General features: G+C 73.1%; 21 protein-coding genes and 1 riboswitch. Of the genes, 10 read left to right on the forward strand and 11 right to left on the reverse strand.

Features of this window, described 5'->3' with window-relative positions; all coding sequences use genetic code 11:
* Nucleotides 1–288 precede the first annotated feature (288 nt).
* Entirely contained in the window at nt 289–2,439 is a 2,151-nt protein-coding gene (locus tag ACWDX7_RS12535; protein ID WP_451490503.1) for a HelD family protein, read from the forward strand.
* Nucleotides 2,440–2,611: 172 nt separating this feature from the next.
* Here the strand turns inward: ACWDX7_RS12535 and ACWDX7_RS12540 are convergent, their stop codons facing one another.
* Nucleotides 2,612–3,298, reverse strand: coding sequence for a copper homeostasis protein CutC (locus ACWDX7_RS12540; protein WP_451490502.1), 687 nt, complete (start codon nt 3,296–3,298; stop codon nt 2,612–2,614).
* Nucleotides 3,299–3,512: 214 nt separating this feature from the next.
* Here ACWDX7_RS12540 and ACWDX7_RS12545 point away from each other — a divergent pair, with 214 nt between their 5' ends.
* Nucleotides 3,513–4,184, forward strand: coding sequence for an HD domain-containing protein (locus tag ACWDX7_RS12545; protein ID WP_451490501.1), 672 nt, complete (start codon nt 3,513–3,515; stop codon nt 4,182–4,184).
* Nucleotides 4,185–4,307: 123 nt separating this feature from the next.
* Complete coding sequence (locus ACWDX7_RS12550) at nt 4,308–5,534, forward strand: Cmx/CmrA family chloramphenicol efflux MFS transporter (protein ID WP_451490572.1); 1,227 nt, start codon at nt 4,308–4,310, stop codon at nt 5,532–5,534.
* A 49-nt stretch (nt 5,535–5,583) separates the two neighbouring features.
* Here the strand turns inward: ACWDX7_RS12550 and ACWDX7_RS12555 are convergent, their stop codons facing one another.
* Nucleotides 5,584–5,850, reverse strand: coding sequence for a DUF4031 domain-containing protein (locus tag ACWDX7_RS12555; RefSeq protein WP_451490500.1), 267 nt, complete (start codon nt 5,848–5,850; stop codon nt 5,584–5,586).
* 7 nt (nt 5,851–5,857) lie between these two features.
* Nucleotides 5,858–6,235: a hypothetical protein gene (locus ACWDX7_RS12560; protein WP_451490499.1), complete on the reverse strand. Its 378-nt coding sequence runs from the start codon at nt 6,233–6,235 to the stop codon at nt 5,858–5,860.
* A gap of 94 nt (nt 6,236–6,329) precedes the next feature.
* Between ACWDX7_RS12560 and ACWDX7_RS12565 the strand changes: the two genes are divergently transcribed.
* From ACWDX7_RS12565 to ACWDX7_RS12580, 4 genes are all read left to right on the forward strand, one after another.
* Nucleotides 6,330–7,361 carry a MurR/RpiR family transcriptional regulator gene (locus tag ACWDX7_RS12565; RefSeq protein ID WP_451490498.1) on the forward strand — a complete coding sequence of 344 codons (1,032 nt, stop codon included), beginning with the start codon at nt 6,330–6,332 and terminating at the stop codon, nt 7,359–7,361.
* Nucleotides 7,358–8,305 carry an N-acetylmuramic acid 6-phosphate etherase gene (gene murQ, locus ACWDX7_RS12570; protein WP_451490497.1) on the forward strand — a complete coding sequence of 316 codons (948 nt, stop codon included), beginning with the start codon at nt 7,358–7,360 and terminating at the stop codon, nt 8,303–8,305. The genes ACWDX7_RS12565 and murQ overlap by 4 nt, the downstream gene beginning before the upstream one ends.
* An 88-nt stretch (nt 8,306–8,393) precedes the next feature.
* Nucleotides 8,394–9,887: a PTS transporter subunit EIIC gene (locus ACWDX7_RS12575; RefSeq protein WP_451490496.1), complete on the forward strand. Its 1,494-nt coding sequence runs from the start codon at nt 8,394–8,396 to the stop codon at nt 9,885–9,887.
* Nucleotides 9,884–10,462: a GNAT family N-acetyltransferase gene (locus tag ACWDX7_RS12580; RefSeq protein WP_451490495.1), complete on the forward strand. Its 579-nt coding sequence runs from the start codon at nt 9,884–9,886 to the stop codon at nt 10,460–10,462. The genes ACWDX7_RS12575 and ACWDX7_RS12580 overlap by 4 nt, the downstream gene beginning before the upstream one ends.
* Before the next feature lie 35 nt (nt 10,463–10,497).
* Here ACWDX7_RS12580 and ACWDX7_RS12585 read toward each other — a convergent pair whose 3' ends face one another.
* Together ACWDX7_RS12585 and ACWDX7_RS12590 are read right to left on the reverse strand one after the other, a co-directional pair.
* Nucleotides 10,498–11,286 (reverse strand): beta-glucanase, encoded by a 789-nt coding sequence (locus ACWDX7_RS12585; RefSeq protein WP_451490494.1) that lies wholly within the window; start codon nt 11,284–11,286, stop codon nt 10,498–10,500.
* Between the two features lie 70 nt (nt 11,287–11,356).
* A complete protein-coding gene (locus ACWDX7_RS12590) occupies nt 11,357–11,965 on the reverse strand; it encodes a phosphoribosylanthranilate isomerase (RefSeq protein ID WP_451490493.1) in 609 nt (202 codons plus the stop codon).
* A 28-nt stretch (nt 11,966–11,993) separates the two neighbouring features.
* On the opposite strand from ACWDX7_RS12590, the gene ACWDX7_RS12595 reads away from it, so the two are divergent.
* A complete protein-coding gene (locus ACWDX7_RS12595) occupies nt 11,994–12,419 on the forward strand; it encodes a GNAT family N-acetyltransferase (RefSeq protein ID WP_451490492.1) in 426 nt (141 codons plus the stop codon).
* A 133-nt stretch (nt 12,420–12,552) separates the two neighbouring features.
* Here ACWDX7_RS12595 and groL read toward each other — a convergent pair whose 3' ends face one another.
* The 4 genes from groL to thrC form a co-directional block, all read right to left on the reverse strand.
* Complete coding sequence (gene groL / locus ACWDX7_RS12600; protein WP_451490491.1) at nt 12,553–14,175, reverse strand: chaperonin GroEL; 1,623 nt, start codon at nt 14,173–14,175, stop codon at nt 12,553–12,555.
* A gap of 388 nt (nt 14,176–14,563) precedes the next feature.
* Nucleotides 14,564–14,770, reverse strand: coding sequence for a cold-shock protein (locus ACWDX7_RS12605; RefSeq protein ID WP_030009783.1), 207 nt, complete (start codon nt 14,768–14,770; stop codon nt 14,564–14,566).
* Between the two features lie 416 nt (nt 14,771–15,186).
* Nucleotides 15,187–15,462: a MoaD/ThiS family protein gene (locus tag ACWDX7_RS12610; RefSeq protein WP_451490490.1), complete on the reverse strand. Its 276-nt coding sequence runs from the start codon at nt 15,460–15,462 to the stop codon at nt 15,187–15,189.
* Nucleotides 15,463–15,496: 34 nt separating this feature from the next.
* Nucleotides 15,497–16,801, reverse strand: coding sequence for a threonine synthase (gene thrC / locus ACWDX7_RS12615; RefSeq protein WP_451490489.1), 1,305 nt, complete (start codon nt 16,799–16,801; stop codon nt 15,497–15,499).
* Nucleotides 16,802–16,818: 17 nt separating this feature from the next.
* Nucleotides 16,819–16,977: riboswitch (SAM riboswitch) on the reverse strand.
* Between the two features lie 174 nt (nt 16,978–17,151).
* Here thrC and ACWDX7_RS12620 point away from each other — a divergent pair.
* Together ACWDX7_RS12620 and ACWDX7_RS12625 are read left to right on the forward strand one after the other, a co-directional pair.
* On the forward strand, nt 17,152–18,129 hold the full coding sequence (locus ACWDX7_RS12620; RefSeq protein ID WP_451490488.1) for a glucosyl-3-phosphoglycerate synthase: 978 nt from the start codon (nt 17,152–17,154) through the stop codon (nt 18,127–18,129).
* Nucleotides 18,130–18,196: 67 nt separating this feature from the next.
* On the forward strand, nt 18,197–19,669 hold the full coding sequence (locus ACWDX7_RS12625; RefSeq protein WP_451490487.1) for an alpha,alpha-trehalose-phosphate synthase (UDP-forming): 1,473 nt from the start codon (nt 18,197–18,199) through the stop codon (nt 19,667–19,669).
* 248 nt (nt 19,670–19,917) lie between these two features.
* On the opposite strand, the gene otsB is transcribed toward ACWDX7_RS12625, so the two are convergent.
* Together otsB and ACWDX7_RS12635 are read right to left on the reverse strand one after the other, a co-directional pair.
* Nucleotides 19,918–20,766 (reverse strand): trehalose-phosphatase, encoded by an 849-nt coding sequence (gene otsB, locus ACWDX7_RS12630; RefSeq protein WP_451490486.1) that lies wholly within the window; start codon nt 20,764–20,766, stop codon nt 19,918–19,920.
* Nucleotides 20,767–20,837: 71 nt separating this feature from the next.
* Nucleotides 20,838–21,074 carry a DUF3263 domain-containing protein gene (locus ACWDX7_RS12635; RefSeq protein WP_451490485.1) on the reverse strand — a complete coding sequence of 79 codons (237 nt, stop codon included), beginning with the start codon at nt 21,072–21,074 and terminating at the stop codon, nt 20,838–20,840.
* Nucleotides 21,075–21,250: the final 176 nt, after the last annotated feature.

Raw genomic sequence — 21,250 nt, forward strand, 5'->3', positions numbered from 1 at the left:
TCCTCCTCGCGGCCCATGCCGGCCCCTGAGGACCGCCCTCAAGTCTGACGCTCCCCCGTATGACACCCGTACGGCACCCCGTACGAAAGTCCCGGTGCCAGCGGGTTTCCGGTGCGCCAAATCCATTCGCGCGGCTCCGTCGCGCTGGCTAGAATCTCCGCTCTTGCCCGCCTCCCGCCGCCTCACCGGGGAGAGCCGCCCGCCGGTCAGAAACCGGCGGGCATCTGTTCCGTACCGGCCGCCGCTGACGCTCACGCGGCTCCGCGATCCGCAGCTGGAGGCATTCCCGTGCCCGCGCACGCCCCCGAGTCCGACACCCCGCCCACCGCCGCGCCCGTCCGCACGGCCACCGCGACCACCGCGACCACGACCACGACCGCCACCGGCCCCCTCGCCCGCGAGCGCGCGCACCTCGCCGCCTCCCGCGCCGCGCTGCGCGCCATGCGCGCGGACGCGGAGGCGCTCGACATCCGCGACGTGACCGCGAACTGGGTCAACGCGATCGTCTTGCGGGCCCAGATCGACGACCGCATCAAGGCGCTCGCCGACCTCGCCCACACGCCCCTCTTCTTCGGCCGCCTCGACTACCTGCACGCGCCCGGCGCGAAACTCGCCGAGGGCGCCGGCGGCGAGCAGTTCTACATCGGCCGCCGCCACGTCCACGACGCCGACGGCGACCCGATGGTCATCGACTGGCGCGCCCCCGTATCCCAGCCCTTCTACCGCGCCTCCAAGGCCGACCCGCAGGACGTCGCCCTGCGCCGCCGCTTCGGCTACACCGGCGGCGAGCTCACGGCGTACGAGGACGAGCACCTGTCCGACCCGGCCCCCGCCGGGGCCACCGCCGCCGCCACCGTCAGCAAACTGCTCCAGCAGGAGATCGAGCGCCCCCGCGTCGGCCCCATGCGGGACATCGTCGCGACGATCCAGCCCGAGCAGGACGAGATCGTCCGCTCCGGCCTGTCCGGTTCCGTCTGCGTCCAGGGCGGCCCCGGCACCGGGAAGACGGCGGTCGGCCTGCACCGCGTCGCGTACCTGCTGTACGCGCACCGCGACCGCCTGGCCCGCACGGGCACGCTGGTCATCGGGCCGAACCGGTCCTTCCTGCACTACATCGAGCAGGTCCTCCCGGCCCTCGGAGAGCTGGAGGTCCAGCAGGCCACCGTGGACGACCTGGTGGCCCGCGAGGGCCTGGAGGTACGCGGCTCCGACGCGGCCGAGGCCGCCGTCGTCAAGGGCGACGCCCGGATGGCGGAGGTCCTGAACCGCGCGGTCCGCTCCCACGTCACCCTGCCCACCGAGCCGCTGATGGTGGTCCGCGGCTCACGCCGCTGGCGCGTACCGGCGCACGAACTGTCAGAGATGGTCGAGGAGTTGCGCACCCGCGACATCCGCTACGGCGCGGCCCGCGAGGCGCTCCCGCAGCGGATCGCGCACGCGGTCCTCGTACGGATGGAGCAGGCCGGCGAGGCGCCCGACGACCGCGTCCAGGACGCGGTGGCGCGCAATGCGGCGGTGAAGGCGGCGGTGAAGGAGATCTGGCCGCCGGTGGATCCGGCGAAGCTGGTGCTGCGGCTGCTGTCCGACGCGGAGTTCCTCGCCGCGCACGCGGAGGGCGTCCTCACGGCCGACGAGCAGGAGCTCCTGCTGTGGCCGAAGCCGTACCGCGGCGTCAAGTCGGCGCAGTGGTCGGCGGCGGACCTGGTCCTGATCGACGAGACGGCGGACCTGGTCGAGCGGACGTCCTCGCTGGGCCATGTCGTGCTCGACGAGGCGCAGGACCTCTCGCCGATGCAGTACCGGGCGGTGGGCCGGCGCTGCACGACCGGTTCGGCGACGGTCCTCGGTGATCTCGCCCAGGGCACGACGCCGTGGGCGACGCGCAGCTGGGACGAGGCGCTGACCCACCTCGGCAAGCCGCAGGCGGTGCTGGAGGAGCTGACGGCGGGCTTCCGCGTGCCGCGCGAGGTGATCGCGTACGCCTCGCGCCTGCTGCCGTCGATCTCCCCGGGCCTGGCCCCGGTCTCCTCGGTCCGTGAGGCGCCGGGCTCCCTGCGGATCACCCGGATCGAGGATCCGGCCGAGCTGACGGCGGCGGTGACCGACGCCTGCCGTGCCGCACTGGAGCAGGAGGGCTCGGTCGGCCTGATCGCGGCGGACGCCCGTGTTCCGGCCCTGGGGCAGGCCCTGCGGGCGGCGGACCTGCCGTACCTGTCGCCGGGTGAGGAGACCACGGCGCGGGCGCGGCTGACGCTGGTGCCGGCGTCGCTGGCGAAGGGGCTGGAGTACGACTACGTGGTCCTGGACGAGCCCGCGGCGATCGTGGACGGCGAGCCGGACGAACGGACCGGCCTGCGTCGGCTGTACGTGTGCCTCACCCGCGCCGTCTCGGGCCTGGCCCTCCTCCACGCGGCCCCGCTCCCGACGCCCTTGACCTGACCCCACCGGGCCGCCGGGCCGCGGGGCGGCGGGCGGCGGGGCCGCGGCGGCGGCGGGCGGCGGGCGATCCCGCGCCCGGACGATCCCGCACCGGGGTGAGCCGGCCCCGGTCGCCCGGCCGGCCCCACCCCGTGCCCCGCTTCGGGCCCCGCCGTGCCCCGCCGCCCCGCCGTCAGGACAGGGCCGTGCGCCACTCGGCCACCGCCGCCGCCGAGACCGGCCGGCCCCAGCCGTCCGGCCGCGCCGCGCCGCCGATGTGGAAGGCGTCAAGGCCGGCCGCGCGCAGCACCGGCAGGTGCGACAGCGTCAGCCCGCCGCCGACAAGCATCCGCGGCCCGTACCCCGGCTCGCCGCTGCGCGCCGCCTCCGCCAGCAGCACCGGCAGGCCGGCGCCGACCCCCGCCGCCGCGCCCGCCGTCAGGTACGTGTCCAGCCCCGGCAGCTCCGCGAGCGCCTTGCGCAGCTGGTCCCGGTCCGCCGCGCGGTCGATCGCCCGGTGGAAGGTCCAGCGGCAGCCGTCGAGCTCGGCCAGGACCGCCTCCACGGCGGCCAGGTCGGGGCTGCCGTCCGGGTGCAGGAAACCGAGGACGAACTCCCGCGCCCCCTCGGCCCGCAGCGCCCGCGCCTGCGCGACGAGGGCGCCGACGTCGCCCGCGGCGAAGCCGTCCGTCGTGCGGAGCATCACGCGCAGCGGGATGTCGACGGCCGCCCTGACCGCCGCGAAGGTCTCGCACGGCGGGGTGAGTCCGTCGGCGGCCATGTCGGTGACCAGTTCGAGTCGGTCCGCCCCACCGGCCCGGGCCGCGATCGCGTCCTGAGCGTCCAGGGCGATCACCTCCAGGAGCGCACGGTTGCTCATTCGATCCCCATCCTTCGGAAAACTGCTCATATGACCCGCTGACCTGCTGACCTGCTGACCCGCGCCGGGACAGCCCAGGCCACGGAAAGAGCTAGAGGTCTAGTCCAATATCCAGGGTACGGGCCCGCCCCCGCGCTTCACCAGCACCATCACGCCACCGCCATCACGCCACCACCCATCACGCCACCGCACCGCCCACCCCCACAATGTGCGCATGGAGTCAGCCACCCCGCATACCGACACGGACACCGCCGGCCTCCGCGCCCGCTGGCTGGCGACGGCCGCCGCCGCCGGCGCCCCGGCCGACCGTGATCCAGCCCCCTACGCCGACCGGCTCCTCGCCGCCTGGTCGGAGCCGCAGCGCCGCTACCACACCACCGCGCACCTGGCCGATGTGCTCACGCGGATCGACGTACTGGCGCCGCACGCCGCCGATCCCGCCGCCGTGCGGCTCGCCGCCTGGTTCCACGACGCCGTCTACCGCCCCGACCGCTCGGAGAACGAGGAGCGCAGCGCCGCCCTGGCGGAGCGGGCCCTCACCGAGCTCGGCATCGACGCCGCCCGCACCGCCGAGGTCGCCCGGCTGGTCCGCCTCACCGTCACCCACGACCCCGCACCCGGCGACACCGACGGCGAGGTGCTCTGCGACGCGGACCTCGCCGTACTGGCGGGCGCCCCGGCCGCGTACGAGGCGTACGTCGCCGCCGTCCGCGCCGAGTACGCCTTCGTCCCGGACGACGCCTTCCGCACCGGCCGCGCCGCCGTGCTGCGCCAACTGCTGGACCTGCCGCGGCTCTTCCGTACGCCCTACGGCAGCGAGCGGTGGGAGGCCCCGGCCCGCGCCAATCTCGCCGCGGAGCTCGCCGCCCTGACCTCCGCGGCCTGACGCCGCACCCGCCCGGCGCAGCACCCGCCCGGCGCCGCACGCGGACTCCGGGGAAGGGGAATGCGGTCCCGTCCGCAACCGTTGATCAGTGGCATGCCTGCAACCACCACCCGTCCTTCCCGCATGCCCGTCGCCGTCTACATCCTCGGCCTGTCCGTCTTCGCCCTCGGCACCAGCGAATTCATGCTCTCCGGGCTGCTGCCACCCATAGCCGACGACATGGGCGTCACCATCCCGCAGGCGGGGCTGCTGATCTCCGCCTTCGCGATCGGCATGGTCATCGGCGCACCGCTGCTCGCCGTCGCCACCCTGCGCCTGCCGCGCCGCACCACTCTGATCTCACTGATCTCCCTCTTCGGACTGGGCCAGGTCGCGGGCGCGCTGGCTCCCTCCTACGAGCTCCTTTTCGCCTCCCGTGTCCTCTCCGCCCTCGCCTGCGCCGGCTTCTGGGCCGTCGGCGCGGCCGTCGCCATCGCCATGGTCGAGCAGAACCAGCGGGCCCGCGCCATGGCGGTCATGATCGGCGGCCTGTCCATCGCCAACGTCCTCGGCGTCCCCGCCGGCGCCTTCCTCGGCGAGCACCTTGGCTGGCGCTCGGCGTTCTGGTCGGTCGGCGCGGCCTCCGCCATCGCCCTCGCCGGCATCCTGGCGCTGATCCCGAAGATCCCGCTGCCCGCCGAGAAGCCCCGCCTCGGGCGCGAGCTGCGCATCTACCGCGACCGCCAGGTGTGGCTGTCCATCGTCATCACCGCACTGGCCGCGGGCGGCGTCTTCTGCGCCTTCAGCTACCTGTCGCCGCTGCTCACGGACGTGGCGGGGCTGGACTCGCACTGGGTCCCCTGGATCCTCGGCCTCTTCGGCATCGGTGCGCTGGCCGGCACCACCCTCGGCGGCCGGGTCGCGGACGCGAACCTGTTCGGCGTGATGATCTGGGGCATCACCGCCTCGACCGTCTTCCTGACCGCGCTCGCCCTGCTGGTCTCCTTCCAGGTCGCGGCGATCGGCCTCTCCTTCCTCATCGGCTTCTCGGCCTTCTTCACCGCCCCCGCGCTCAACGCCCGCATGTTCAACGTCGCGGGCGCCGCCCCGACGCTGGCCGGCGCCACCACCACCGCCGCCTTCAACCTCGGCAACACGGGAGGCCCCTGGCTCGGCGGCGCGGTCATCGATGCCGGCCTCGGCTTCTCCGCCACCGCCTGGGCGGGCGCCGCCATGACCGTCACCGCGATCGCCCTCGCCGTCGTCGCGCTGCGCCTGGACCGCCGTACGCCGACCCGTGTGACCCGCGTGGTCATCTCCGGCTCGGCCACCCGCGTGACGGCCCCGGACCCGGCCCACGCCGACCGGTAGCCCGCCCGGAGGCCGGAAGGGGCGCGGGTAGAGCGGACGGGGCGCCGCCCTACGCCGGGCGGCCCTTCGGGCGGCGCAGGCCGGCCCCGGTCAGGCGGCGGACGAGTTCCTTGCTGCCGACCTCGACCGCGCCCGCGGCGACCGCGGCCGCGTACCGGTACGAGGGCACGTCGTAGTGGTCCCGTTCGAAGGCGCGCGGCGGACAGCCTATGGCCGCCGCGAAGGCGTGCAGTTCCTCGTACGAGACATCGCTGACCAGGTGCGACCACATGCGGCCGTGGCCCGGCCAGGTGGGCGGGTCGATGTACACCGTCACCGACCGCTCACCGGCCCCCGCGGAAGACGGCGCCCAGGCCGCCGACCGCGGCCACCTTCACGCCCGCCTGCGAACAGACCCAGCGCGGGTCCGGTCCCAGCTCCGGTTCCACCTCCAGCGCGTGCGGTTCGCCGTGGGTGCAGACCGGGCACAGCGGCCAGCGCCCGTGCTTCTCCAGCAGCGCGTCCTGCACGTCCTGGGCGACCAGTCCGGGCAGGTAGTCCACTCCCTGCGGCCACTGCCCGACCCACCACCGGCGGTGCGTGACCGAGTCCTCGACGAGGGAGACGACATCGGCATCGGCGACCTGGCCGGCGGCGAGGTCGGCGAGAACGAGGGCGCGGGCGACATGCAGCGCCTGCTCCAGGGGGATCGCGTGGTCCATGCGGCCATTGTGAACCAGCTCGGGCGCGGGAGCGACGGCCGTCTTCCCCTCATGGCGCCTTGACGCCCCCACCGCCTGAAAATAGATTTCAGGCGTGAGCAGGAATGCGAAGGAAACTTTCAGCGGCCCGGCCGCTCAGCCCCCCGCCGCCACGGCCACCGCGCCCGGCACGCCCACCGCTGTCGCCAGTGCAGCCGAGGCCACCCCGCCGGCCCACGCGCTCCGCGCCCGCATCCGCGGCCTCGGCCCCTCCATGACCCGCTCCATGCGCGCCGTCGCCGAAGCCGTCGCCTCCGACCCGGCCGGCTGCGCCCGGCTCACCGTCTCCGCCCTCGCCGCACACACCGGCACCAGCGAAGCCACCGTCGTCCGAACCGCCCGCCTGCTCGGCTACCCGGGCTACCGCGACCTGCGCCTCGCGCTCGCAGCCCTCGCCGCCCAGCAGGAGTCCGGCGCCGCACCCGCCGTCACCGTGGACATAACCGTCGACGACCCGATCGCGGACGTCGTCGCCAAGCTGGCCCACGAGGAGGCGCAGACCCTCGCCGACACCGCCGCCGGACTCGACCTGGATCAGCTGGCCGCCGCCGTCACCGCCCTCGCGACGGCCCGCCGGATCGACGTCTACGGCGTGGGTGCCTCCGGCCTCGTCGGCCAGGACCTCGTCCAGAAGCTCCTGCGCATCGGCCTGGTCGCCCACGCCCACAGCGATCCCCATCTGGCCGTCACCAACGCCGTCCAGCTGCGCCCCGGCGACGTGGCCGTCGCGATCACCCACTCCGGCGCCACGGGCGATGTCATCGAACCCCTCCGCACCGCCTTCGAGCGCGGCGCCACCACCGTCGCCCTCACCGGCCGCGCCAACAGCCCGGTCGCCCACTACGCCGACCTGGTCCTGGCCACCTCCGCCCCGCGCGAGACCCGGCTGCGCCCGGCCGCCATGTCCAGCCGGACCAGCCAGCTCCTCGTCGTGGACTGCCTGTTCGTCGGGGTGGCGCAGCGGACGTACGAGACGGCCGCGCCCGCCCTCGCCGCCTCCTACGAGGCCCTCGCCCCCCGCCACCACACGCCCGTACCGACCGCCGGCAAGGGCGGCACCCGCCCGCTAGGAGCCCGCCACCCATGACCGCGTACGCCGACCTCCGCGCCCAGCTGGAAACGCTGACCACCGAGGCCTTCCGGCCCGAGCTGGCCGGCATCGACCAGCTGCCGACCCTCGACATCGCCCGCATCATGAACGCCGAGGACGCCACCGTCCCGGCCGCCGTCGCCGGCCAGCTGCCGGGGATCGCCGCCGCGATCGACGCGATCGCGCCGCGGATGGCCCGTGGCGGGCGGCTGGTCTACGCGGGCGCCGGCACGGCCGGCCGGATGGGCGTCCTGGACGCCAGCGAATGCCCGCCCACCTTCAACACCGACCCGGCCGCGGTGGTCGGCCTGATCGCGGGCGGACCGTCCGCCATGGTCCAGGCCGTCGAAGGCGCCGAGGACTCCGCGGAGCTGGCCGCCCGGGACCTCACCGCCCTCGCGCTGACCACAGACGACACGGTGGTGGGCATCTCCGCCTCCGGCCGCACCCCGTACGCGATCGGCGCCGTCGAGTTCGCCCGTACGCGCGGCGCGCTCACCGTGGGGCTTTCCTGCAACGCCGGGTCCGCGCTCGCCGCGGCCGCCGAACACGGCATCGAGGTCGTGGTCGGGCCGGAGCTCATCACCGGTTCCACCCGGTTGAAGGCGGGCACCGCGCAGAAGCTGGTCCTCAACCTCATCTCGACGATCACGATGATCCGGCTCGGGAAGACCTACGGGAACCTGATGGTCGACATGCGCTCCTCCAACGAGAAGCTGCGCGCCCGCGCCCGCCGCATCGTGGCCCTGGCCACCGGCGCGTCCGACGAGGAGATCGAGGCCGCCCTGACCGCCACCGGAGGCGAGGTCAAGCACGCCGTCCTCGTCATCCTCGGGGGCGTCGACGGCCCCCAGGCGGCCGAGCTGCTCGACGCCGCGCAGGGCCACCTGCGCGCGGCCCTCGCCCGCGCCCTCGCCGAAGCCCCGCCCCATACCCCCTGACCTCCCGCACCGCCCCGGCCCCACACCCCGTGACCATCCGGCCCAGCCCTGCCCGACCACCCGGCCCCCCGACAGCGAGGCGACCACCATGCCCACGGACAAGAACCGCGCCACAGCCGCCGCGATCCTCCCCCTGGTCGGCGGCCCGGACAACGTCACCTCCATCGCCCACTGCATGACGCGCCTGCGCATCGGCCTGCGCGACCGCGGCCTGGTCCAGGAGGAGGCCCTGCGGGCCGTGCCGGGCGTCATGGGCGTGGTCGAGGACGACACCTACCAGATCGTGCTCGGCCCGGGGACCGTGGCCCGCGTGACCCCGCAGTTCGAGGCGCTCGTGGAGGAGGGCCGCTCGCAGGCGGCCGACCGGCCGCCCGTCACGGCCGAGGAACTCAAGGCCCGGGGCGCCGCGATGAAGGAGGCTCAGAAAGCCCGCAACTCCACCCCCTTCAAGAGGTTCCTGCGCCGCGTCGCGAACATCTTCGTACCGCTGATCCCGGCGCTCATCGGCTGCGGCATCATCGCGGGCCTGAGCGGCGTACTGACCAACGCGGGCTGGCTGGCGGGGGTCGTGCCGGCCCTCGCCGCGCTCGCCTCCGGCTTCATGTCGCTGATCGCCGTCTTCGTCGGCTACAACACCGCCAAGGAGTTCGGGGGCACGGCCGTCCTCGGCGGCGCGGTCGCCGCCATCATCGTCTTCCCGGGCGTCACCAAGATCGATGCCTTCGGCCAGCAGCTCTCCCCGGGCCAGGGCGGCGTACTGGGCGCCCTGGCGGCCGCCCTGCTCGCCGTCCAGGTGGAGAAGTGGTGCCGGCGCTGGGTACCGGAATCCCTGGACGTGCTGGTCACCCCGACCCTGACCGTCCTCGTCTCCGGCCTGGCCACGCTCTACGGGCTGATGTTCCTCGCCGGTGAGGTCTCCACCGCCATCGGCACCTTCGCCACCTGGCTGCTCGCCACCGGCGGCGCCCTCGCCGGCCTGGTCCTCGGCGGCCTCTTCCTCCCGCTGGTGATGCTGGGCCTGCACCAGGCCCTGATCCCCCTGCACACCACCCTCATCGGGCAGTCCGGCTACACCGTGCTGCTGCCCGTCCTCGCCATGGCGGGGGCGGGCCAGGTCGGCGCCGCCATCGCCGTCTACTGCCGCCTGCCGCGCAACGGCTCGCTGCGCGCCACCGTCAAATCCGCCCTCCCGGCCGGTTTCCTGGGCGTAGGGGAACCGCTGATCTACGGCGTCTCCCTGCCCCTGGGCCGCCCCTTCGTCACCGCCTGCTGCGGCGGCGCGGCCGGCGGCGCCTTCGTGGGCCTGTGCCACCAGCTCGGCGTCACCTTCGGCTCGACCGCCATCGGCCCCTCCGGCTGGGCCCTCTTCCCGCTGCTCGACGGCACCTCGGGCATGGGCCTCACCCTGGCGATCTACGCGGGCGGCCTGGTGGTCGGCTACCTCGTGGGCTTCGCCGCCACCTACTTCTTCGGCTTCACGCCCCAGATGCTGACCGACCTGAACACCGACCCGACCCCGGTCCCCGCCTCCCGCCCCGGCCCGGACACCCCGACGGACGCCCCTGCCACCATGCGCTCATGACCGACGACATACCCCCGGTGGTTTCACCCGGCCGCATGCGCGCCCTCCCCCAGCCCGTGCTGCCCCTGGGGGACGCCCTCCTGCGCCCCTGGGAACCGGGCGACGCGCCCGCGCTGGTCGAGTCCTGCCTCGACCCGGACATCCGGCACTGGAACCGCCCGGGTCGCCTCACGCTGGCGCAGGCCGAAGACCGGATCGGGCGCTGGCACGCCCGCTGGGAGGCCGAGGAGGCCGCGATCTGGGCGATCGCGCCGGTGGCGCCGGGCCCGGCCGTCGGCCTCATCGGCCTGAGCGACCTCGACCTGCGCGGCGGCAGCGGCGAGTTCCTGTACTGGCTGCTGCCCGCCGGACGCGGCGGCGGCATCATGGCCAAAGCCACGGACCGGGTCAGCCGCTGGGCCTTCGAGGAGTTGGGCCTGCACCGCCTGCGCATCACGCACTCCGTCGCCAACCCTGCGTCCTGCGCCATCGCGACGAAGGCCGGCTTCGCCCTGGAGGGCACCCTGCGCGGCGCCCTGCTCCACGCGGACGGCTGGCACGACGAACACCTGCACGCCCGCCTGCGCACCGACTGACCTGCGCGCCCTGCCCGCTCCGCCGAAAGAAACGCCTACGCCGGGCGGCCCTCGGGCGGCTCCGCGGGCCTGGGCACCCGGCCGGGGGTGGCGCGCCGGTACACCTGGAGCCGCGACACCTCGTAGGACATCTCGTCGACCCCCGGCTCGGGCGCCGGATGGTAGCGCCCGGCGCAGACCGACAGGTTGACGATGAGGTACGCGTGCCAGGCGCGGCCCACCCCTCTGCCGTCGCTGTACACGCGCGCTCCGTTGACCCACCAGACCACCGAGTTCTTCCCGAACTCCACCTTCAGGTCCACCCAGGCCCCGGGCCGCACCGACGGGTCGCGGTGGTAGCGGTGCCCCTGCCGGACGTGGTTGGACAGCTCCAGCAGATCGGGGTTGTCCGGGTGGTACTCGAAGACGTCGATCTCCTGGCCGCCGTCCCGCCAGGTCCAGATCGCGGGCCACGCCCCGATCTCCACCGGGAGTCTGACGCGCGCCTCCAGCACGTCGCCGGTGCGCACCATGAAGCCCTCTTCGCTGCCCTCGGTGGTGAGCAGCCCGGCGTCCCAGTTGCCGTCGGGGCGGCGCGTCGCGCGGAAGACGCCGCTACGGCTGTAGTCGGGATCGGAGACCAGGTGGTCGAGCTTGTTGTCGCGCGGGTTGACCGGACCGCCGTCGGGATAAGCCCACGAGCGGCCGGCGACCCACTGGGTGAGGGAGGCGAAGTCGGCGGTGAAGACGGGGGCGCTGCGCGGCGCGAACACCGCCGCGGCACCGCCCCTGGGGGCGAGGCGGGGCGTCAGGCGCCGCAGCCAGCCCAGCTTTTCGGGGTCCATGCCGGGTCAATGCCCTCAACCGGACGCACACATGCCGGATTTCTCGCGCAACGTGATGACACGGATGCAGTCAGCTACGGAGGGCGTGCGCCGCCCGGATGAAGGCGCGGATGAGCTCCGGTGACTTCACTCCGCGCTCCCGCTCCACCCCGCTGGAGACGTCCACGCCCCAGGCGCCGGTGACCCTGACCGCTTCCCCGACGTTGGCGGGGGTCAGCCCGCCCGCCAGCATCCACCGGCCCTTGGGCGCCGCGAACTCCTCCGAGCCCCAGTTCCACGGCTTGCCCGACCCCGGGTCGGGTGCGTCGAGCAGCAGCAGGTCCTCGCCCAGCTCCCCGCAGCGTTCGACGTGCTCGGCGGTGGCGCGGATCAGCGTCCGGCCCGGCCCGCGCAGCTCCTCGTAGTACTCGGCCCCCTCGTCCCCGTGGAGCTGTACGGCGCGCACCCCGCTCTCGTCGGCCAGGCGGCGCACCTCCCCGACCGGCTGCCCCCGGAAGACCCCGACCGTGAGGACCGCGTCGGGGACCAGCGCGGCGAGGGCGCGCGCGGTGGCGGCGTCGACGGTACGCGGGCTGCCGGGCGCGAAGACGAAGCCGACGGCGTCGGCGCCGGACTCCACGGCCACCTCCACGTCGCGCGCGGTCCGCAACCCGCAGATCTTGATAAACGGCTGGGTCATACGCATCAGTCAACCCCACAATGGCCGGATGGACGACAACGGGGTGGACATCACCACGGGCGGGCGGGATTCCGAGCTCGACGCCCGGCTGGGCAAGGAGCTGGACGCCTTCAACCAGGCGGCCACGGCCGGGCACGAGCAGGCGGAGTTCACCGTACGGATCACGGATGGCGACGGCTCCCTCATCGCCGGCCTGAGCGGCTGGAGCTGGGGGGACCGGGCGGGCATCGAGCTGACCTGGGTCCGCGAGGACAGCCGCGGCGGGGGCTGGGGAGCGAAGCTGCTGGCCGCGGCCGAGGACGAGGCCCGCCGCCGGGGCTGCCGCACGATCATGGTCTCCTCGTTCACCTTCCAGGCGCCGGGCTTCTACGCCCGCCACGGGTACGAGGAGACGGCCCGCGTTCCGGGTCTCCCGGGCGGCCACGAGGACGTGTACTTCCTCAAGCAGCTCTGACACCGGCGACCGGGCGCGCCCCGGCCGAGAGGCGCGCGCCGGCGGCCGGAAACGCCCGAGGGCGGCATCCCCGCGGGGATGCCGCCCTCGTTCGAGAACAGCCGATCAACCAGAGGCCGGAGCCCGAGGCCGATCAGAAGTCCATGTCACCGCCCGGCATGCCGCCCGGCGCGCCGGCGCCGGCCTTCTCCGGCTTGTCGGCGATGACGGCCTCGGTCGTCAGGAACAGCGCGGCGATCGACGCGGCGTTCTGCAGAGCGGAGCGCGTGACCTTCGCCGGGTCGATGATGCCCTCGGCGATCATGTCGACGTACTCGCCGGTCGCGGCGTTCAGGCCCCAGCCGACGGTCAGGTTGCGGACCTTCTCCACGACGACGCCGCCCTCAAGGCCGCCGTTGACGGCGATCTGCTTGAGCGGAGCCTCCAGGGCGAGCTTCACGGCGTTGGCGCCGGTCGCCTCGTCACCCGAGAGGTCGAGCTTTTCGAAGACCGAGGAGGCCTGCAGCAGGGCCACGCCACCACCGGCGACGATGCCCTCTTCGACGGCCGCCTTCGCGTTGCGAACGGCGTCCTCGATGCGGTGCTTGCGCTCCTTGAGCTCCACCTCGGTCGCGGCGCCGGCCTTGATGACGGCCACGCCGCCGGCCAGCTTCGCGAGGCGCTCCTGGAGCTTCTCGCGGTCGTAGTCCGAGTCGGAGTTCTCGATCTCGGCGCGGATCTGGTTCACGCGGCCGGCGACCTGGTCGCTGTCACCGGCACCGTCGACGATGGTGGTCTCGTCCTTGGTGATGACGACCTTACGGGCGCGGCCCAGCAGGTCGAGACCGGCGTTCTCCAGCTTGAGGCCGACCTCCTCGGAGATGACGGTGCCACCGGTGAGGATGGCGATGTCGCCGAGCATGGCCTTGCGGCGGTCGCCGAAGCCCGGTGCCTTGACGGCGACGGACTTGAAGGTGCCGCGGATCTTGTTGACGACCAGGGTCGACAGGGCCTCGCCCTCGACGTCCTCGGCAATGATCAGCAGCGGCTTGCCGGACTGCATGACCTTCTCCAGGAGCGGCAGCAGGTCCTTGACCGAGCCGATCTTGGAGTTGACGATCAGGATGTACGGGTCGTCGAGCGACGACTCCATGCGCTCCATGTCGGTGGCGAAGTACGCCGAGATGTAGCCCTTGTCGAAGCGCATGCCCTCGGTGAGTTCCAGCTCCAGACCGAAGGTCTGGGACTCCTCGACGGTGATGACGCCTTCCTTGCCGACCTTGTCCATGGCCTCGGCGATGAGCTCGCCGATCTGGGTGTCGGCGGCGGAGATGGAGGCCGTGGAGGCGATCTGCTCCTTGGTCTCGACATCCTTCGCCTGGGCGAGCAGGGCGGCGGAGACGGCCTCGACGGCCTTCTCGATACCACGCTTGAGGGCCATCGGGTTGGCGCCGGCGGCTACATTGCGCAGGCCCTCGCGGACGAGCGCCTGGGCCAGCACGGTGGCGGTGGTCGTACCGTCGCCGGCGACGTCGTCCGTCTTCTTGGCGACTTCCTTGACCAGCTCGGCGCCGATCTTCTCGTACGGGTCTTCGAGCTCGATCTCCTTGGCGATGGAGACGCCGTCGTTGGTGATCGTGGGGGCGCCCCACTTCTTCTCAAGGACGACGTTGCGACCCTTGGGGCCAAGGGTGACCTTGACGGCGTCGGCGAGCTGGTTCATCCCACGCTCGAGGCCGCGCCGGGCCTCCTCGTCGAACGCAATGATCTTGGCCATCTGAAGTGGTCCTCCCAGGGGGTCCCTCCCATGCCGTAGGCCATGGGGGAAGGGGTGGATTGCTCCGGACCGCGCCCGCGCCCGCGACGGACGGCCTGCGTGCCCGGCGGTTCCTTCCCGCCGGACCCTGCGGGCCTCACCGACCCGGTCCTCGTTGAGTAGCACTCTCACCTGGAGAGTGCTAACGCCAATGATTAGCACTCGACCCCCGCGAGTGCAAGCGGCTCGGGGCAACGCGCGGCGAAGAAGCAGGTGGGACAAGGGCCGGAAGGGGACGACGTACGAGGGGCCCGCATCCCGTGTCCAGGATGTGGGCCCCTCGTGTGTACGACGTATACGCGTACGTGTGTAGGCGTCGGCGGTCGATCGCGCCGGACCAGCCCCCGGACTAGCCGAGTGCGAGCTTGACCATGTCCGCCTGCGGCCCCTTCTGGCCCTGCGAGATCTCGAACTCGACCCGCTGACCCTCTTCAAGGGTGCGGTACCCGTCCATCTGGATGGCGCTGTAGTGGACGAACACATCCGCACCACCGTCGACCGCGATGAAGCCGTAGCCCTTCTCCGCGTTGAACCACTTGACGGTGCCCTGAGCCATGCCTAACTCCCCTATTACTGGCCCTTGCGCGGGAACGCACTTCGCGCTCCCGGGTCAGAACTTGCGCCGGAACGCGTCGACCGAGGCTGAATGTATCCGCGCCGGTGCTGTCTGCAACAGGTCAATCCGACGAGAATTCTGGACACGCGGAAACATTGAAATAGAGTGAAAATTGGGCACATTCCAGGGCAACTCGGGCCCGGCATATCTCGCCAAAGCCTCATACCGCGCTTGCACATTGACCCGATGTCGACCCTGGCGCGGCCCGCTCATATGCGGCGGGCAAGAACAGCGGAGGGGACTTCCCCAACTCTACCGCGCCCAATCAAACAGAATTACCCCCTCCGTTTATAGCGGAGGGGGTAATTACGGTTTTGCTTATCAGCCGGACGGGGCAGCGGCAGCGGTCCGCCCGGTCAGCCGCCGGCGACCGCGGGGATGATCGAGACGCCCGCGCCGTCCGGGGTCGCCGTCTGCAGTCCACCCTCGAAGCGCACGTCGTCGTCGTTGACGTACACGTTGACGAAGCGGCGCAGCTTGCCCTGGTCGTCCAGGACGCGCGCGGCGATGCCCGGGTGGCTCCGCTCCAGGGACTCGATGACCTCGGCGAGGGTCGCGCCCTCGGCCGGGACCTCGGCCTGGCCGCCGGTGTAGGTGCGCAGGATGGTGGGGATGCGGACATTGACGCTCATGGCGCTACTGCCTTTCCGGTGTGCGGGAGGAGGGTCAGCCCAGCCCGGCGGCGCGGAACGCGTCCAGGCTCGGGCGGATGGTGGCGGTCTGCCCGCTGTCCGCGGCCACCGCCTCCAGGGTCTTCAGGCCGTCACCCGTGTTCAGGATCACGGTGGTCAACGACGGGTCGAGCTGCCCGTTCTCGACCAGCTTCTTCGTCACGCCGACGGTCACGCCGCCCGCCGTCTCGGCGAAGATGCCCTCGGTCTGAGCGAGGATCTTGATGGCCTCGACCACCTGCTCGTCGTTGACGTCCTCGACGTAGCCGCCGGTGCGGCGGGCGATGTCCAGGACGTACGGGCCGTCCGCCGGGTTGCCGATGGCCAGCGACTTGGCGATGGTGTTCGGCTTCTGCGGGCGGACCACGTCGTGACCGGCCTTGAAGGCGGTCGACACCGGGGAGCAGCCCTCCGCCTGGGCACCGAAGATCTTGTACGGCTTGTCCTCCACGAGGCCGAGCCTGACGAGCTCCTGCAGACCCTTGTCGATTTTCGTCAGCTGTGAGCCGGACGCGATCGGGATCACGATCTGGTCGGGCAGCCGCCAGCCGAGCTGCTCGCAGATCTCGTACGCGAGGGTCTTGGAGCCCTCGCCGTAGTACGGCCGCAGGTTGACGTTGACGAAGCCCCAGCCCTCGCCGAGCGGGTCCCCGATGAGCTCGGAGCAGAAGCGGTTGACGTCGTCGTAGTTGCCCTCGATGCCCACGAGGTCGCCGCCGTAGATACCGGCCATGACGACCTTGCCCTGCTCCAGGTCGTGCGGGATGAACACGCAGGAGCGGAAACCGGCCCGGGCGGCCGCGGCGCCGACGGCGCCGGCCAGGTTGCCGGTGGAGGAGCAGGACAGGGTGGTGAAGCCGAAGGCGCGGGCGGCCTCGACCGCGATGGCCACGACGCGGTCCTTGAAGGAGTGCGTCGGGTTGCCGGAGTCGTCCTTGACGTAGAGCTTGCCGGTGAAGCCGAGCTCCTTGCCCAGGTTGGCGGCGTCGACCAGCTTGGTGAAGCCGGGGTTCAGGCTCGGCTTGGAGGCCACGTCCGCCGGGACGGGCAGCAGCGGCGCGTAGCGCCAGATGTTGTCGGGGCCGGCCTCGATCGCGGCGCGCAGCGCTTCCGGGTCACCGGTCGGCAGCTCGTAGGCCACTTCCAGCGGACCGAAACACTCGGCGCAGGCGAAAATGGGGCCGAGCGGGAAGCGGGTGGCGCACTCCCGGCAGGAAAGGCCGGTGGCGGGTCCGAGGTCAACAGAACCGAGGTCGGCGGAACCGTGGTCGGCAGAGGTGGTAGCAGTCTGTGCAGCCATGATGGCGAGGCCCTTTCTCCTCATCTTCCCCATGGCGCACTTCGCCATGAGACGGAATTGGCACCTTCCCTAGCCGGGGACCTCACTGCTGGCACCGATGTGCCTGATCGCGAGAACCGACTGGAGGGTTGCCGGGGCTTCAACGGGCCGTGTCCCTCTGCCCCTCTGGATGAGCGGTATGGCACCGGGATACGCGCTCTATGGCGCACCCGGGCGTTTGTCCGCGAGGACCCCGACATGCGGTGGTCCTTCGCGTTGCTCAAGACTGTAACCGAAGGCCCGGGCGGGTGAGACAGCCGTCCGAACCGCGAGATGGATCCCATATCGACCCAAACCAGGGAGTGCTGAAAGTGCTGGAAGAGGTGGAGCGTTGGCTGGCCGACCGCTCCTGGTCCGCGGCCGACCGACCGCTCACCCAGCTGCTCGACCGCAAACGGGCGGCCGGCACCACCGTCAGCGTGGTGCTGCCGGCGCTGGACGAGGAGGCGACGGTCGGCGCCATAGTCGAGGTGATCCGGCGTGAGCTGATCGAGGGACTGCCGGTCCCCCTGGTCGACGAGCTGGTCGTGATCGACTCGGGCTCGGCCGACCGGACCGCGGAGCTGGCGGCCCGGGCCGGCGCCCGCGTGGTGCACCGCGACGACATCCTGCCGCGCGTCCCGGCCCTGCCCGGCAAGGGCGAGGTGCTGTGGCGTTCGCTGCTGGCCACCACCGGCGACATCGTCTGCTTCGTGGACGCCGACCTGCGGGACTTCTCGGCCGCCTTCGTGTCCGGAACCGTGGGCCCGCTGCTGACCGAGCCGGACGTGCAGTTCGTCAAGGCCATGTACGACCGCCCCCTCGGCACGGAATTCGACGGGTTCGCCTCCGGCAAGACCCCCGGCCAGGGCGGCCGGGTCACCGAGCTGGTGGCCCGCCCGCTGCTGAACCTGCACTGGCCGCGGCTGGCGGGCTTCGTGCAGCCGCTGGGCGGCGAGTACGCCGTACGCCGCTCCCTGCTGGAGCGGCTGCCGTTCCCCGTCGGGTACGGCGTCGAGCTGGGCCTGCTGGTGGACGCGCTGCACACGGCCGGGCTGGACGCGCTGGCCCAGGTGGACGTCGGCGTACGGCTCCACCGCCACCAGGACGGGCAGGCGCTGGGCCGGATGGCCGCGGCGATCTACCGGACGGCGCAGCTGAGGCTGTCGCGCGGGCATCTCGTCCGGCCGGAGCTGACGCAGTTCGAGCGGGGACCGGACGGCTTCGTGCCGCGCACGTACCCGGTGGACACCGAGGAGCGCCCGCCGATGCTCGGCGTCCCGGAGTACGCGCGGCACCGGGCGGCGTGAACCCGGGGGGCCCGGGACGGGACCTCGGGCACGTTTGAGCAGGAGCGACCCGGGCTAGGTTGGCCGCATGGCTTCTCAGGTACTCGTTGCAGCGAACCGCGGCCCGCTCTCCTACGCTCTCGCCGCCGACGACACGCTCAGTGCCCGGCGCGGCGGGGGCGGTCTCGTCTCCGGTCTCTCCACGGCCCTCGCCGAGCAGCCGGACGCGGTGTGGATCTGCGCGGCGCTCTCGGAGGCGGACCGCGAGGCGGTCCGCCGGGGCGTCGCCGAAGAGGGCGTCCGCATGCTGGACATCGATCCCGCCGTTTACGACGACGCGTACAACGGCATCGCGAACTCCGTGCTCTGGTTCACCCACCACCACCTGTACGAGATTCCGCGCGAGCCCGCCTTCGACGCGGCGTTCCGGCGGCAGTGGGACTCGTACGTCGCCTACAACCAGGCCTTCGCGGAGGCGCTGGCGCAGGAGGCGGGCGAGGGGGCCTGCGTGCTGGTGCAGGACTACCACCTGGCGCTGGTGCCGGGCGCGCTGCGCGAGCTGCGGCCGGACCTGCGGATCTCCCACTTCACGCACACCCCCTGGGCGTCCCGGGAGTTCCTCTACATGCTGCCCGACGACATCAGGCGCCAGTTGGTCTGGGGGATGCTCGGGGCGGACAGGCTGGGCTTCCACACGTGGGAGTGGGCGTCCAACTTCATCACCGGCGCGAACATGGACGACGCGAGCGGTGTGGCGGAGGGCTCCCTCCCGGCCGGCAGCGCGGAGCGCGGGGTGTGGCACCGCAGGCTGAAGGCGGACGGGACCGGGTACGCGGAACGCCGGTTCACCGAGGTGACCGAATACCCGCTCGGCGTGGAGGCGGACGAGCTGCGCGCGCTGGCGCACCGGCCGGAGGTGGACGAGAAGCTCGCGGAGCTGCGGGCTGAGGTCGGGGACCGCAAGACGATCGTCCGGGTGGACCGCACGGAGCTGTCGAAGAACATCCTGCGGGGACTGCGGGCCTACCGGGAGCTGCTGACCACGCACCCCGAGTGGCGCGGCAAGGTGGTGCACCTGGCCTCCGCCTACCCGTCCCGGCAGGACCTGGAGGTCTACCGGGCGTACACCGAGTCGGTGCGGGAGCTGGCGCAGGAGATCAACGAGGAGTTCGGTACGGACGACTGGCAGCCGGTGCTGGTGTCGGTGAAGGACGACTTCACGCGCTCGCTCGCCGCCTACCGGATGGCGGACGTGGCCCTGGTGAACCCGGTGCGGGACGGGATGAACCTCGTGGCGAAGGAGATCCCGGTGGTGTCGGAGGCCGGGTGCGCGCTGGTGCTGTCCACCGGGGCGGGGGCCTACGAGGAACTCCGCGAGGCCGCGCTGACGGTGAACCCGTACGACGTCACGGAGACGGCGCGGGCGCTGCACGCGGCGCTGTCCATGCCGGAGCCCGAGCGGGCGGAGCGCACCAAGCACCTGGCCGCGGCGGCGACGGCCCTGCCGCCGGCGCGGTGGTTCACGGCCCAGCTGGCGGACCTCGGCGTTCCCACCACGTAGCCGGGGGCACCGGGAGGGCCTGCGGCTCCGGGGGCTGAGCCGCGGGTCGGGCACCGGGAGGGCCTGCGGCTCCGGGGGCTGAGCCGCGGGTCGGGCACCGGGAGGGCCTGCGGTTGCGGGGGCTGAGCCGCAGGTCGGGCACCGGGAGGGCCTGCGGCTCCGGGGGCTGAGCCGCGGGTCGCCAGCCCCGGCCGCCCCGGGGCTCGGGATCAGCCGCCGGGGCTCATGCCGGGGGCCGCAGCCCGGGGTCAGGCCCGCAGGGCTGCGGCGAGGGCCGCCAGGAGGCGGACCACCTCCGCCGGGCCGTCCACAATGAGGTCCGCGCGGGCGGCCAGCTCCGGCACCTCCGCGGAGCCGCTGCACACCAGCAGCCCGGGCAGCCCGTCCGCCCGCCGCTTCTCCACGGCCGAATACGCCGCGAGGTCGCCCAGGTCGTCCCCCGCGTACAGGACCGCCTCGGCGTCCCGCTCCGTGAGGAACTCCGTCAGGGCGACGCCCTTGTCCATGCCCGGCGGCCTCAGCTCCAGCACCGCCCGGCCCGGCTCCACCATCAGCCCGTGGCGCGCCGCCAGCTCGGCCAGCGGTTCGCGCAGCGCGGCGAAGGCCGCTTCGGGGTCGGCGGCGCGGCGGGTGTGGACGGCCAGGGCCCGGCCCTTCTCCTCGATCCACGTGCCCCGCCAGGCCCCGATCGCGTCGAGGAATCCCGGCAGCTCGGCCCGTACGGCCGCCACCCCGGGATGTTCGGCGGGCGCGTGGACGATCCCGGTGACGGCGTCCCACCGCTCGGCCCCGTAGTGGCCGAGGACCACGAGGTGTTCCAGGCCGGGGACTCCGGCGAAGCCCCCGTAGCGGACGGCGACGCCCGCCGGCCGGCCGGTGACCACGGCCACGGAGGCCACTTCGGGGGCCAGCGCGGCCAGGGCCGGCACGGCTCCCGGGTGGGCGCGTGCCTGGTCGGGGTCGGGGACGATGTCGGCGAGGGTGCCGTCGAAGTCGAGGCCGATCACGGATCGGCGAGGTGTTCGGAGGAGGGCTTCGAGGCCCTCGCGCCCGGCTGCGGTGACGGGCGTCGGCAAGTCGTGCGGAAGGCTCCCCATACGGACGACCCTAACGGCCCCGCCGGGAGACGGCTATGGCGCCCGCCACCCCCGCCGCCGGCCGGCGGCCGTCACCGCCGGGTGCGCCGGGCCTCACGGATGCGCCGGAGCCGGTTCACGGTGCCCGGCGCGTGGGCCAGGGCCCGCGGGTCGTCCATGAGCGCGTTGAGCAGCTGGTAGTAGCGGACTGGGGGCATCCCCAGTCCTTCCCTGATGGCCCGCTCCTTGGCCCCGGGCCCGGGCCAGGTGCGAGCCTCGTACGCGAGCACCGCGGCCTCCGTGGCCGTCAACTGCCCCTCGTCCGTCATACCGCCAGATTAACGCCGCCCACCGACACGGGTCCGGCGCGGAGCCCGGGGGGCCGGGCCCCGGCCGTACGGGCGGACGCCGCCCGGCCCGTACGCACAGGGCCCGCCCGGCCCGTACGCACCCGGCCCGGCCCGGCCCGTACGCACCCGGCCCGGCCCGGCGCCTCGCCGCGCCG

The organism is Streptomyces sp. NPDC003034 (genome assembly GCF_053591375.1).